This is a genomic window from Leucobacter sp. Psy1 (assembly GCF_020096995.1).
Classification (GTDB): domain Bacteria; phylum Actinomycetota; class Actinomycetes; order Actinomycetales; family Microbacteriaceae; genus Leucobacter.
In genome coordinates, this window is sequence record NZ_CP083692.1 from 2,419,049 (window position 1) to 2,432,093 (window position 13,045).

Here is a 13,045-nt window from a genome sequence, read left to right on the forward strand (position 1 = left end):
CGCCCGGTTCTCGAGAAGAGGACAGAGACGATTCATCTATTCACAGAAGCTCGTCGGGGCGGTCTTCGACCATGCGTCTGAAATATTCACCCTGCGAGTCATTTGCTTCAGGCCGTCCCGTGGTCCGGTATCGGTCACATCGCGGAGACGTGATCATAGATGCTTATGGTTGATTCACTCACGAATAGGGGTACCCATGAATAACGGGCTCTCAGAGGTGCAACTGTCTCTCCTCGAACTGCATAAGCAGTCGAAAATGGAGGATCTGTTCCCGTTCCCGCTGATCGCGACGGCGGTGGCGGGTGAAGACACCGCAATCGTGATCTATCGCGGATCAGAGGGCGCCCCTTTGGTGGGAAGGTTCTTTGAGTATTCCGCCCTGTCAGCTCTCTTCGATCCGAATACGCCTGCCGATGTTGCCGATGCCGTGATCGTGGATGGGCTCGCTGGCCCCACGGGGTCGGGCCGTGTTCGTCATTACCCGTGGGAGCGTGAACTCACCGGCCTTGAGGAGCCTGTCGGTTGGATTCACGACCCTGAGAAACCACTCGGCACTATCGAGCCCTTCCACCCGTGAGAGCGATCTCGCCCTCTCGCGTTGTCGCTTCCCGGGTCACGTCGGCGTGCAGCACCGAATGCAGACCTTTCCGTTCGGTGTCAACCGTGGTGACTTCCGGGCATCCGGCACGTAGCCTCGGTGATATCACCGACATCAAGGGACTGACACGATGCCGCGAGACCGAGGGTCTGCCGATCTGGAGATCGACCTGCCGCTGCACGACGTCTTCGAGCCGTGGCTGCGGTGCGAGACCTATCCGCTCTTCATCGCCGCTGCGGTCGAGGTCGTTCAGCTGAGCAGCACGGTGTTCCGCTGGAATGTCGCATTCGAGGGGAGGGAGCTGGAGTTCGACGCGATGATCCTGGAGCGGCTCACGCAACGCCGGCTGGCCTGGCGCAGTTTGGGTCCGCGCGTGCACGCCGGCTCGGTGTCGTTCGAGGCCCTCGGCGAGCGCCGCACGCGAGTCGCGCTCTTGATGGAGTGGGACCACCGCCTGCTGACCGGCACGGTACCGAGACAGGCTCTCACCTGCGATGCGCGAGTGCGCGCAGACCTCGACGCCTTCGCGCGGATGCTGCATGCGGGGTCTCTCGGACAAGTCCCGCCCCGGGTGATCGGCTGAACTACTCCATCGACTCGAGTTCGCGCCCCTTTGTCTCCCGCACGAACTTCCAGACGAAGAACAAAGAGACCGCGGCCATCGTGGCATAGAGCCCGTAGGCGAGTCCGAGCCCCGCATCGGCGAGGGCGGGGAACGTCAGCGACACCGTGAAGTTCGCGATCCACTGCGCCGCTGCGGCGACCGAGATGGCGTACGCGCGGATCCGGTTGTTGAACATCTCCCCGAGCAGCACCCAGACGACCGGCCCCCAGCTGACGCCGAAGAACACGACGTAGAGGTTGGCGGCGAGCACCGCGACGATGCCCGCGGTGTCCGAGAGCATCGGCTGCACTTCTCCGCCGACCGTCTCCGTCGGGGCAGTACCGAAGATATAGGCCATCGTGCCGAGCGTCACGAGCATGCCCGCGGAGCCGATGAGCAGCAGCGGCTTCCGCCCCACCTTGTCGACGAGCAGGATCGCGACGATCGTGGTCGTGATGTTCACGACTGAGGTGATGACGCTCGTGAGCAGGGCGTCGGACTCGTCGAACCCGACGGCCTCCCAGAGCATGGTCGAGTAGTAGAAGATGACGTTGATGCCGACGAGCTGCTGGAAGAGGGAGAGCAGGATCCCGATCCACACGATGGGGATCAGCCCGAAGCGGACTCCGCGCAGCACGGCGATGGACTGCGTCTTCTCGACGGAGAGCGTCGAGCGGATCTCGGTGATCTTCTCCGTCGGGGTGCCGCCGACGTAGTGCTCGAGCACCTGCTCGGCTTCATCATCTCTTCCTTGGCTGACCAGGAAGCGTGGCGATTCGGGAATCAACGAGGCGAGGAGCCCGTAGATCACGGCGGGCAAGCACTCCACCATGAACATCCACCGCCACGCGTCGAGCCCGAACCACAGTTCGCTTCCCGCTCCACCCGCCGCCTGAGCGAGGGCGTAGTTGCTGAGCAGCGATACGAAGATCCCGACAACGATCGCGAGCTGCTGCAGCGAGCCGAGCCGTCCTCGGATCTTCGCCGGGGACACCTCTGCGATGTAGGCGGGCGCGATCACGCTCGCTGCCCCCACCCCGAATCCTCCGATGAACCGGAAGACCGTGAGCGACCAGATATCCCAAGCGAGTCCCGACCCCAGTGCGGAAACGAAGAAGACGATAGCGGCGACCTGCATGACTCTGATGCGACCGAGGCGAGCTGCAATGGGGCCGGCGAACCAGGCACCGATCGCGCAAGCGAGCAGCGCACCGGCGACGGAGAATCCGAGCAGCACCGACCCGGCGCCGCTCCACTCCCCGACTGCGCCCACGGCGCCGTTGATGACGGCCGTGTCGAACCCGAAGAGGAATCCGCCCATCGCGGCGGCCGCCGCGATCATCACCACCCGGGTGATCGGGGGCGTGGGAATCGCTGAGGGCGCCGAACCGCGCTGTTCTGAGGCCATGCCTGCACCCTACCTTACGGGTTGATCACGAAGCGCGGATACGGGCTCTATGAGCTGGAAACAGCTCCCGATCGGCGGATAAGGTCGATGGTGATGACGTTCCTCAAACGCCTCGCCATCACCGTCCTCGTGATCGCCATTCTGGGCGCGCTCGCAGAGTTCGGTTTGCGCGCATTTATGCCCTCGGTGATCGAAGGCGGGGTACGGGTGCCCCTCCGCGTCGCACAGGAGAGCCGGGTCGATGTGTCGATGGAGGGGTCGGCGGCGCTCAACGCGCTCAGGTGGCGGATCGCCGACGTCTCGATCGAGGCCGAGAACGTCCCGCTCGACACCGATGTCACGGCGACGGCCGAGATGCAGGTGGCCTCCGTGCCACTCTTCCCCCTGATCGGCAAGCTCAGGGACGGAACGGCGACCTTGACGATCGCGCCCGAGCACCTCGAGCCCGCCATGCGCATGATGACGGCTGGGGCAGTCGAGTGGGCGGAGATGCGCGACGGTCGGCTCGTCGCGGGCGGCACGCTGGACACACCTCAGGCCATGCTGCCGTTCCAGGGCGTGTTCGAACTCGCGGTCGAAGCGGGTCACGTCGTGGTGACGCCGTCCGACCTCACGATCGAGGGAGCCGGAATGTTCGGCGACGCCCTCCTCGGCGAACTCGCGGAACCGCGAACCGTCTGCATCGCGGATCGGCTGCCGCGGGGGATCACGCTCACCGGCATCGACATCTCACCCGAGGGCGAGATGGCGCTCGAGACCGTCCTCTCAGAGGGTCTCATCTCGAACCCGCAGGATCGCTTCCGCGGAAGCTGCGCCTAGCCCCTCCACTGGAAACGCGTCCTCGCTAGGCTGCGCGCAGCACGGGGGCTACCCCGTGCGGAAGTCCGAAGTGGTCGAAGACCTCGCGGAGCGCATCGGCGAGAGCCTCGATCTGCTCGACGGAGTGGTTCGGCGTAGGGTTGATGCGGAACCGTTCCGTCCCCCTGGGCACCGACGGCGCATTGATCGGCTGCAGGTAGTGGCCGTGCACCGTGAGCAGACGATCGGCCGCTTGCCGGCAGAGCGCCGAGTCGCCCACGTGGATCGGCAGGATGTGGGTCGTGGTGTCGGGGTTCACCGCGATGCCGACGCGATCGAGCGCCACGCGCATACGTGCGACGGCGGCGCGTTGCGCCTCCCGCTCGGCATCCGAGCGCCTGAGGTGCTCGATGCTCGCCGTAGCGGCCGCGACCACGGCAGGAGCCTGGGCGGTCGTGAAGATGAAACCGGGAGCGAAGGAGCGCACGGCGTCGACGAGCGCGCGGTTACCGGTGATGTAACCGCCGGAGACCCCGACCCCCTTCGCGAGGGTGCCCTGGATGATGTCGATCCGATCCTGCATGCCGACCTCGGCCGCGACGCCGGCCCCTCCCGGCCCGTACATGCCGACCGCGTGCACCTCGTCGATGTACGTCAGCGCTCCGAAACGCTCCGAAACCTCGACGATCTCGGCGATCGGCGCGACATCGCCGTCCATCGAGTAGACCGACTCGAACACGACGATCTTCGGTCGCTCCTGCGGGTACTCGGCGAGCATCTCCTCCAGGTGGGCGACGTCGTTGTGGCGGAAGATGCGCTTCTCCGCACGCGACGCGCGAATACCGCTGATGATCGACGCGTGGTTCAACTCGTCGCTGAAGATCACGAGGTCGGGAATCAGGCGGACGAGGCACTGCAGCGTGGCGTCGTTGGCGCCGTATCCCGAGGGGAAGCTCAGTCCTGCTTCCTTCCCGTGCCAGTCGGCAAGCAACTGCTCGAGGTTCCGATGCAGGTCGGAGGTGCCGCCGATGTTCCGCGAGCCCCCGGCGCCCGCGCCGTACTGCTGCGCCGTGGCGACCATGGCGCCGATCACGTCGGGGTGCGTCGACATTCCGAGATAGTCGTTGCTGCACCAGACCGTGATCTCGTGCGAGTCCGTCGCCGCGGCGGCGTCCGCCGGCCGCAGCCCTCCCTGTTCCCCCTTCGGATACATGAGCGCCTGGGGGTGCTGATCGGCGAGACGGTTGATGTGAGTGAAGGTGCGATACTGACCCGTGCTCTTCAGGTCGGCGATGGCGTCTTCGAAGATGCTCTGGTACATCCTGCTTCCTGCGAGGTCGGGTGCGCGCCCGCGAGGTCGCGAGCATTCATCTGATCTACGGTAGTTCGCCTTCCTGGGAGCCGCAACGGGAACGCGCCCAGGTTCGCCACAGCTCCACATGGCTCGCCACTCACATGTGGCCGCCCTGATATGATGGAGCCGTGTCCCATCCAGTGCGAGGGTTGGATGGGACGCACGCGCCCCGCGCACATTTTCGCGAGTCAGTCGCACGCTACAGTGGGTGCATGCGTGCGCGACAGGAGTACCGACGGCGACCGATGCGGACGATCCTGAAGTACGGAGCCATCGCGTCAGCGATCGGGGCGATCAGTTCCGCAATCGCTGCGGCCCCCGCCATCACCGTCGACCATCTGGAGCGGCGCGGACGCGTCAAGCGGAACGCTCCGCACCCCGGCACGTACGAGGCGGAAGTCGCCGAGTCTTCGATCACCATCTACACCGATGGCGGCACCCTGTATGACGACATGCTCGCCTCGATCGAGGCCGCCGAGCACTCCGTGATCATGGAGACCTACATTTGGAAGAACGATGAGGTCGGCCAGCGATTCATCGACGCATTCAATGCGGCTGCGGCCCGAGGAGTCCGCGTGCACCTCATGTACGACGGCTTCGCGAACCTCGTCGTTCCGCAGTCGTTCTACGACCAGATCTCCGCCGAGGTCTTTGTGCACCGTCTGCCGGTCTTCCGGCGCAAGATCTGGAAGGCCCCGCTCCGCTACACCGGCCTGAACCACTCGAAGGTGCTCGTCATCGACGACCGGATCGGATTCGTCGGCGGGTACAACATCGGCGCGCTCTACGCCAGGGAGTGGCGAGACACCCACATCCGCGAGATCGGTCCTGCAGTCTGGGGGCTGCGCAACTCGGTCGCGCGGGTCTGGAACGAGCGCTGCAGCTCCGACGAGGCGATCCCCTGGATCCCGCCGGACACCTGGGCCTCCCCCGTGCACGTCGCGGCGAATCTTCCGGTGCAACTGGTGTACCCGATCCGGCAAATGTACCTCGACGCGATCGAACGGGCTCAGCACCGGATCTGGATCACCACCCCCTACTTCGTGCCCGACCAGCAGATCGTGACCGCGCTCAGCCACGCGGCCGAGCGCGGCGTCGACGTACGCCTCATGGTCCCCAAGGAGTCGAACCACATCCTGGCCGACTGGGTGACGCGCGGCTTCTACGGCCAGCTGCTCTCGTCGAAGATCACGCTGCTCCTCTACGCGGCAAGCATGATCCACGCGAAGACGGCGACCATCGACGGCGAGTGGTCGACGGTCGGTACCGCGAACATCGATCGCCTGTCACTCACGTTCAACTACGAGACGAACGTCGAGATCGTCGATCAGGACTTCGCGAGCGAGATGGAGCGCATCTACGAGGCGGACTCCGAGCACTGCGAAATCCTCTCCCCTCCGCACTGGGAGGAGCGCAGCACCGCAACGAAGATCGCCGAGGCCGCACTGCTGCCCTTCCGTCCGCTCTTCTGAGCTTCGCGTCAGTCGGCGGGCTCGAGCAGTTCTGGCCCATCTCCGCGCAGTGGTCGCACCGTCCACTCGCGGAGATGCTCGGCAATCGGCACTGCCTCCGCTGAGACCGCGTCCACGAGCGACTGGTCGCCCGACGTTTCGGGATCCAGCCATTCCCTCACCAGCTCGTCGGCGATGAACACCGGCATCCGCTCGTGGATGCCGGCCATCACTCCCGCTGACTGGCGGGTGAGTATCGTCGCCGTGAGATGCCAGGCGTCCCGCCCCTCCAGTGCCGGGTCCCGCCACCAAGAGTAGAGACCCGCCATCGGCAGCACCTCCTCCGACCCGAAGATGGCGTGCGGCACTCGGGCCCCCTTCGGCCCCGACCACTCGTAGAACCCCGATACCGGCACGACACACCGCTGGTGCCGTAGCGGCCCCGCAAAGGTGCGCTTCTCTGCCACACCCTCGGACCGCGCGTTGAACGTCGGGAATTTCGACGCCAGCGACGTCGCCCACGGCGGCACCAGCGACCACCGCGCGAGCTCGAATCGCCGACGACCGTCCTTCGCCGAGGTCAGGGCGATCGGGATCGCCTCCGTCGGTTTCACGTTCCAGGAGGATCGCGCTCCGTCGGGCACCCCGAGCACCCACTCCGCGAGTGCACTGTCGGCCGCCACGTCCATATTCTCTTCGTAGTCGACGATGACTCTCCCGCACATGCGATCAGCGTACGCCAGGAACGCGGTGTGCGGCACTACTCCTGGTGCACCACGTGCGGGTCGCCGAACCACGCCTTGTACAGATCGTAGAAGTTGCGGTTGCCGTAGGTGGAGCATTCGTCGCCCTCCCCCTGTCCGGCGGCGAGCGCCGAGAGGTTCGGCTGGTACGGCGTGTAGTTGTAGAGCCCGGCGGTGGCCCAGTTCATGATGTAGACGTCGGAGACGCCGCAGCGGTCGCGATCGGGGTGGTACTGGATGGTGTTCATCTTGAAGGGCCGGTAGTTGAAGTTCTCCGGGTGCTGCCGGTACACCTGGTACTGCCGTGCACCCCAGTACAGCTGGTTGGCGAAGCCGTAGAAGTCCTCGTCGCAGTTCGCTGACCGGTTGGGGCCGCTGTCGGGGCAGGCGTACCCCATGGCACGGTCGTACCGCCAGCTCTCGGGCTCTCGCAGCCCCACGAGCGCGGTCTCCTTCTGCAGGATCACCAGGAGCGCCCGCTGGCTGATGCCGCACGCCTCCCCGACCTGGGCGATGATCTCCGCGGCTGTGTGGTGCTTCTTGCCTGAGAAGTCATCGCAGTAGTCGTCGGCAGGTCGAGTCTCGGTGTCCTCGCTGAAGTTGCGGAGGCTCTTGCGTGTCGGGTCGGGCACGCGTGCATCGAGGAACGCCTCGATCTCGTCAGCGGTCATCGCGTCACCGTCGTAGAAGAGGTCATCCGCGATGATCATGCCGGGGTCGAAACGGTCGGGCACGTTGGGCGTGTGGGCAGGGGAGACGATGAGAGCGACGCCTCCCACGGCGAGCAGCAGCGCGATGCCCCCGCCGGCGACGCCCCGAAGCACTCGCTTCCCGTCGATGCGGGTGAGCAGTCGCCGGACGTCGAAACGCTTCCGAGCTCCGTGCCGCATGACTTCCACGATAGGCGACCCGACCGCTCCGCTCCTGAGTCTCCGACCGTTCTGGCAGCATGGGTTGTGACGATGAGGGGACTTCGCATGCAGATCGACACACTGCCCAACCTCCGTGATGTCGGCGGCCACTCCACCACCGACGGCCGCACCGTCCGCACCGGCGTGGTCTTCCGCTCCGTCGACCTCGGCAGGCTCGATGCAACAGGGATCGCGCAGGTGTCCGAGCTCGGCGTGCGCACCGTCTACGATCTCCGCACCGCAGCGGAGCGCGACGCCCGACCCGATCGCCTGCCCTCGGGCATCGAAGAGGTCACGCTCGACGTCTTTGCCGACGCCGAGCACCAAGCCCCTGCACAACTCCAGCAGCTCCTCTCCGACCCGGAGGCGGCGCGCGCGTTCGCCGAACAAGGCGGGATCGAGACGCAGTTCACGAGTGCGTACCGCGACCTCGTGCGCCTGCCCAGCGCGCGACGCTCGTACGCCGCACTCTTCCGGGGACTGACCACGGCGCCGCAGCGCCCTGCGCTGTTCCACTGCACCACGGGCAAGGATCGCACCGGATGGGCCGCAGCCGCCCTGCTCACATTCCTCGGTGTGGAGGCGAGCATCGTCCTGGACGACTACCTTCGCACCAACACCGACCTCATCCCGGCTCTGCGCCCCTTGTTCGACCGATTCGAGGCAGCGGGTGGGGATCCGAGGCTCTTGGATCCCGTGCTCGGCGTGCGGACCGAGTATCTCGACACCGCGTTCAGCGCCGTCGATGAGGACTACGGGTCGATCGAGGGATACTTCACCGACGGGCTCGGGCTCGATGAGCGGACGCTCGAGCAGCTCCGCGAGGCGCTGCTCACCGATCCCGACACCGACGCCGGACCCGGCTCCGCCACGAGCGCCGAAGCCTAGAACTCCCAGTCCTCATCTCGCGTCGCCTCTGACGTGCCGATGACATACGACGAGCCGCTGCCGCTGAAGAAGTCGTGATTCTCGTCTGCCCCTGGGGCGAGAGCTGCGAGGATCTCGGGGCTGACGCGCGTCTCGGCGGCGTCGAATCGTGGGGCGTAGCCGAGGTTCATGAGGGCTTTGTTGGCGTTGTAGCGCACGAACGCGGCGACATCATCCATCAGTCCGAGCGGCGCATAGAGTTCTCCGGAGTACGCGAGCTCCATCTCGTAGAGCTCTTCGAGCAGCGCGAAGGTGAACTTCTCCATCTCGGCGCGCTCCGCAGCTGTGTGGGCTTCGAGCCCGCGCTGGTACTTGTATCCCGAGTAGTACCCGTGCACCGCCTTGTCTCGCAGGATGAGGCGGATCATGTCGGCGGTGTTGGTGAGCGTCGCGTGCACCGAGAAATGGAGCGGCAAATAGAAACCGGCGTAGAGCAGCAGCGAGGAGAGCAGTGTCGATGACACCTTCCGCTTCAGCGGATCGGGCCCGAAGTAGTGCTGCAGCACAGTCTTGCAGCGCTGCTGCAAGAGGTCGTTGCCGACGGCCCAGCGGTAGGCGTCATCGATCTCGGGGGTGCTCGTCAATGTGGAGAAGACGGATGAGTACGAGCGGGCGTGCACCGACTGCATGAACGCGATGTTGGTGTACACGGCCTCCTCGTGCTCGGTGCGGGCGTCCTGAATCTGGCAGATCTCCCCCACCGTCGCCTGCACCGTGTCGAGCATCGTGAGACCAGTGAAGACGCGCATCGTCAGCGTGCGCTGCACCTCATCCATGCCCTGCCAGGCGGGGAGGTCGTTGGAGAGCGGCACCTTTTCCGGGAGCCAGAAGTTCGCGGTCAGCCGGTTCCAGACTTCCAAGTCCTTCTCATCTGAGACGCGGTTCCAGTTGATCGGGCGGAGACGAGCTGCTGGGTCGTGCCGGTAGGCGGGCGGAGTGACGGACGGTGAGGTGAGCGGCGCGTTCATGCGGGGCCTTTCTGGTCGGAATGGGCGGGTGACGTTGGCGGAGTCGAGAAGCGTGGAGCAGCAGTCAGAGCACAGCGGGATGCGCGGTCGTTATGCGGATCGGCGGCCGCGCTCGGCTTCCCAGAATTCGCGCAGTCCCGCATCGACGCGCTGCACGTCGTCCGGAGTGCCGAGCAGTTCGAACCGATACAGTTCGGGCACTCCGCACTTCTCGGCGATGATGGGCCCGGCGACGCAGTAGTGCTCACCGAAGTTGGTATTCCCCGCGGTGATGACGCCGCGGATCAGCGACCGGTTCACCTCGTCGTTGAGAAACGCGATCACCTGCTTCGGCACGGCCCCTTTATGCTCGCCTCCGCCGTAGCTCGGCACGACGAGCACGTAGGGTTCTCGGACCCGGATCATCCCCTCGACGCGTGGGCGGAGCGGAATGCGGATGGCCCGTCGGTCGAGACGTTCCACGAAGCGGCGGGTGTTCTCCGACGCGCTCGAGAAGTAGACGAGGTCGGCGCTCGCCTCGCGCGAGATCTCGTGCGATTCGAAGCCGACACTTCCACGGATGGGCGCGGTGTTCACGGGTCTCCTCTGGGGTCTCTGCAGCACGACTCCGGGACGGATGCTCCCGGGCACTCTCGCGCTTCGCACTGGCGAGATTCATTATTGTTCGGAGCTCCAAACAATGCAAATACGGCACGCCAAACATGTGCTGGAGGGTATTGCCGAGCGGAAACGCGCACGCTGAAGTCCGATCCGGCGCACACGACCGCCGACATATGCGAGAAGTGCGCGCGATCGTCGCGGCGCTCATTCGCATTACCGAGATCGCTCGCCCCTGGAACCTCCGCAGGAGCCGAAATCGCCTGAGAGTTAGGCGGAGGTCACCCACACCGAGTCAGTCGCTACGCGCCCGAGGGGGAACGTCGCTCCACCCTCGACCTCGACCTCGACGGACTCGGAGTACGGCGCCCCGGCGCGGGTTGTGAGCACGGTACCGACGGCGATCCCGTGCGACGCGAAGTACTGGAGCAGCTCAGGATCCGCGTCGGAGACGCGCTCGGCGCGCACCCGATGTCCCGCCGGCACGCTCGACAGGCGCACCGCATCCGGGCGGTGCACGTCACCGCCGGCACTCGGGATCGGGTCTCCGTGCGGGTCCCGCGTCGGGTGCCCGAGGTGCCCGTCGATCCGGGTGATCATGAAGTCGGAGACGGCGTGCTCGAGGGTCTCGGCTTCGTCGTGCACCTGATCCCACGTGTACCCGAGCGTCTCGACCAGGAACGTCTCGATGAGTCGATGACGGCGCACCATCTCGATGGCGTAGTCGCGACCGAGCTCCGTCAGAGCGATCGCCCCGTACGGCGCATGGTCGAGCAGCCCCTGCTCGCTCAGCTTCCGCACCGCGTCCGACGCCGTCGACAGCTTGACGCCGGCTTTCTCCGCGATGGTCGTCGCCGTGACGGGTGCGTCAGACCACTCCTGAAGGCTCCACACGGCCTTCAGGTAGTTCTGGGTGCTGGCGGAAAGCTCGGAGACGGACACGCGCCCCAGTCTAACGGCGGCAGCGCGAGCAGCTCTGTGCGGGGTTAGCCTGGAGGCATGCTCATCCCGCCAGACCTTCCGGAGGGCGCCCACCATGTGCCGGCGTGGCTCTCCCTCGACGAGCAGCGCTGGATCATCGGTCAGTTCCTCACCTGGGCCGATGGTCCCGTGCCGATTCGGGCCGCGCGCGTGCGCGGACACGAGATGTCGGTGAAGACCGTCTGCCTGGGATGGCACTGGCGCCCCTACCAGTACTCGCGCGAGGCCGTCGACGTCAACGGCAACCGGGTCCTCGAATTTCCCGACTGGCTCGGAGATCTCGGTCGACGCGCCCTGGTCGAGGCGACCGGTGATCCGCGTGCCGGTGAGGACTACGCACCCGACACGGCGCTCGTGAACTACTACGACGCGAACGCGCGTATGGGCATGCACCAGGACAAGGATGAACGTTCCGATGCTCCCGTGGTCTCGCTCTCGATCGGCGACACCTGCGTGTTCCGCTTCGGAAACACCGAGCACCGCAATCGGCCCTATCAGGATCTCGAGCTCGCGTCTGGCGATCTCTTCGTCTTCGGGGGCCCATCACGATTCGCCTTCCACGGCGTGCAGAAGACGTTCCCCGGGACCGCTCCAGACGGGTGCGGTCTCGATCACGGACGAGTGAACATTACGATGCGTGTCACCGGTCTCTCTTGATCCACCCCGGGTGCCCCGGAGTATGGTGGGCCGCATGGTCGCGTATCGGTATCTCGGAAACAGCGGATTCAAGGTCTCGGAGATCACCTATGGCAATTGGGTGACGCACGGGTCGCAGGTCGAAGACGACGCCGCGATCGCCACCGTCCACGCGGCGCTGGACCACGGCATTACGACGTTCGACACTGCGGACGTGTATGCCAACACCCGCGCGGAAGCGGTGCTCGGCGAAGCGCTCAAGGGACAGCGACGGGACACGCTGGAGTTGATGACCAAGGTCTACTTCCCGACCGGAGCCAAAGGGCCGAACAATACGGGGCTCAGCCGGAAGCACATCCGCGACTCGGTCGACGGCTCCCTGCGCCGACTCGGGACCGAGTACATCGATGTGTACCAGGCGCACCGATTCGACTCAGAGACCCCGCTGGAGGAGACGTTCCAGGCCTTCGCGGACCTCGTCCGCCTGGGCAAGGTGCTCTACATCGGCGTCTCCGAATGGACGGCCGAACAGTTGCGCGCCGGCCACGCCCTGGCCAAGGACCTGGGGATCCAGCTGGTCTCGAACCAGCCGCAGTACTCGGCGCTCTGGCGGGTGATCGAGGACCGCGTCGTGCCGACGTCCCAGGAACTCGGGATCACTCAGGTCGTGTGGTCCCCGCTCGCGCAGGGCGTGCTGACCGGGAAGTACCGCGCAGGCGAAGCGCTGCCCGAGGGTTCACGCGCCGCGAACGAGAAGAGCCGCGACAACGTGGATCAGCGCTTCTTGCGCGACGAGGTACTCAGGGCGGTGCAGCGGCTCCGGCCGCTCGCCGACGAGGCGGGCTTGACGATGCCACAACTCGGCATCGCCTGGGTGCTGCAGAACCCGAACGTCTCCGCGGCACTCGTCGGAGCTTCCCGTCCCGAGCAGCTCGGCGACACGGTTCGCGCCTCAGGGATCACCCTCGACGCGGACCTGCTCCAAGCGATCGATGACGCGCTCGAGGGGGTCGTCGAGCGGGATCCCGCGCTTACGGAATCCTCCTCCCCGGAGCGCCGACTGGTCTGA

14 protein-coding genes are annotated in these 13,045 nt (G+C 65.9%); 7 read left to right on the plus strand and 7 right to left on the minus strand.

Going from position 1 to position 13,045, the window contains the following annotated elements; genetic code table 11:
• The first annotated feature begins 196 nt into the window (after positions 1 to 196).
• Together K8P10_RS11450 and K8P10_RS11455 are read left to right on the plus strand one after the other, a co-directional pair.
• Entirely contained in the window at positions 197 to 577 is a 381-nt protein-coding gene (locus tag K8P10_RS11450; protein ID WP_224779045.1) for a hypothetical protein, read from the plus strand.
• A gap of 151 nt (positions 578 to 728) precedes the next feature.
• Complete coding sequence (locus tag K8P10_RS11455) at positions 729 to 1,181, plus strand: SRPBCC family protein (protein WP_224779046.1); 453 nt, start codon at positions 729 to 731, stop codon at positions 1,179 to 1,181.
• Position 1,182: 1 nt separating this feature from the next.
• Here the strand turns inward: K8P10_RS11455 and K8P10_RS11460 are convergent, their stop codons facing one another.
• On the minus strand, positions 1,183 to 2,610 hold the full coding sequence (locus K8P10_RS11460) for a sugar porter family MFS transporter (RefSeq protein ID WP_224779047.1): 1,428 nt from the start codon (positions 2,608 to 2,610) through the stop codon (positions 1,183 to 1,185).
• A 93-nt stretch (positions 2,611 to 2,703) separates the two neighbouring features.
• Here K8P10_RS11460 and K8P10_RS11465 point away from each other — a divergent pair, with 93 nt between their 5' ends.
• A complete protein-coding gene (locus K8P10_RS11465; protein WP_224779048.1) occupies positions 2,704 to 3,429 on the plus strand; it encodes an LmeA family phospholipid-binding protein in 726 nt (241 codons plus the stop codon).
• 25 nt (positions 3,430 to 3,454) lie between these two features.
• Here the strand turns inward: K8P10_RS11465 and hemA are convergent, their stop codons facing one another.
• Entirely contained in the window at positions 3,455 to 4,729 is a 1,275-nt protein-coding gene (gene hemA / locus K8P10_RS11470) for a 5-aminolevulinate synthase (RefSeq protein ID WP_224779049.1), read from the minus strand.
• A gap of 245 nt (positions 4,730 to 4,974) precedes the next feature.
• Between hemA and K8P10_RS11475 the strand changes: the two genes are divergently transcribed.
• Complete coding sequence (locus K8P10_RS11475) at positions 4,975 to 6,234, plus strand: phosphatidylserine/phosphatidylglycerophosphate/cardiolipin synthase family protein (RefSeq protein ID WP_224779050.1); 1,260 nt, start codon at positions 4,975 to 4,977, stop codon at positions 6,232 to 6,234.
• Between the two features lie 8 nt (positions 6,235 to 6,242).
• On the opposite strand, the gene K8P10_RS11480 is transcribed toward K8P10_RS11475, so the two are convergent.
• A complete protein-coding gene (locus tag K8P10_RS11480) occupies positions 6,243 to 6,938 on the minus strand; it encodes an SOS response-associated peptidase (protein WP_224779051.1) in 696 nt (231 codons plus the stop codon).
• A 35-nt stretch (positions 6,939 to 6,973) separates the two neighbouring features.
• A complete protein-coding gene (locus tag K8P10_RS11485; protein WP_224779052.1) occupies positions 6,974 to 7,846 on the minus strand; it encodes a hypothetical protein in 873 nt (290 codons plus the stop codon).
• 87 nt (positions 7,847 to 7,933) lie between these two features.
• Between K8P10_RS11485 and K8P10_RS11490 the strand changes: the two genes are divergently transcribed.
• The gene (locus K8P10_RS11490) at positions 7,934 to 8,755 is read left to right on the plus strand and encodes a tyrosine-protein phosphatase (protein WP_224779053.1); all 822 of its coding nucleotides are present in this window, start codon (positions 7,934 to 7,936) and stop codon (positions 8,753 to 8,755) included.
• On the opposite strand, the gene nrdF is transcribed toward K8P10_RS11490, so the two are convergent.
• The 3 genes from nrdF to K8P10_RS11505 form a co-directional block, all read right to left on the minus strand.
• Positions 8,752 to 9,762, minus strand: coding sequence for a class 1b ribonucleoside-diphosphate reductase subunit beta (gene nrdF, locus K8P10_RS11495; protein ID WP_224779054.1), 1,011 nt, complete (start codon positions 9,760 to 9,762; stop codon positions 8,752 to 8,754). The two genes, K8P10_RS11490 and nrdF, sit on opposite strands and share 4 nt — an antisense overlap.
• 90 nt (positions 9,763 to 9,852) lie before the next feature.
• The gene (gene nrdI / locus K8P10_RS11500) at positions 9,853 to 10,323 is read right to left on the minus strand and encodes a class Ib ribonucleoside-diphosphate reductase assembly flavoprotein NrdI (RefSeq protein WP_224781273.1); all 471 of its coding nucleotides are present in this window, start codon (positions 10,321 to 10,323) and stop codon (positions 9,853 to 9,855) included.
• 306 nt (positions 10,324 to 10,629) lie between these two features.
• Positions 10,630 to 11,301: a metal-dependent transcriptional regulator gene (locus tag K8P10_RS11505; RefSeq protein WP_224779055.1), complete on the minus strand. Its 672-nt coding sequence runs from the start codon at positions 11,299 to 11,301 to the stop codon at positions 10,630 to 10,632.
• Positions 11,302 to 11,358: 57 nt separating this feature from the next.
• Between K8P10_RS11505 and K8P10_RS11510 the strand changes: the two genes are divergently transcribed.
• Together K8P10_RS11510 and K8P10_RS11515 are read left to right on the plus strand one after the other, a co-directional pair.
• Entirely contained in the window at positions 11,359 to 11,997 is a 639-nt protein-coding gene (locus K8P10_RS11510; protein ID WP_224779056.1) for an alpha-ketoglutarate-dependent dioxygenase AlkB, read from the plus strand.
• Positions 11,998 to 12,031: 34 nt separating this feature from the next.
• Positions 12,032 to 13,045, plus strand: a complete 1,014-nt coding sequence (locus tag K8P10_RS11515; protein ID WP_224779057.1) for an aldo/keto reductase family protein — start codon at positions 12,032 to 12,034, stop codon at positions 13,043 to 13,045.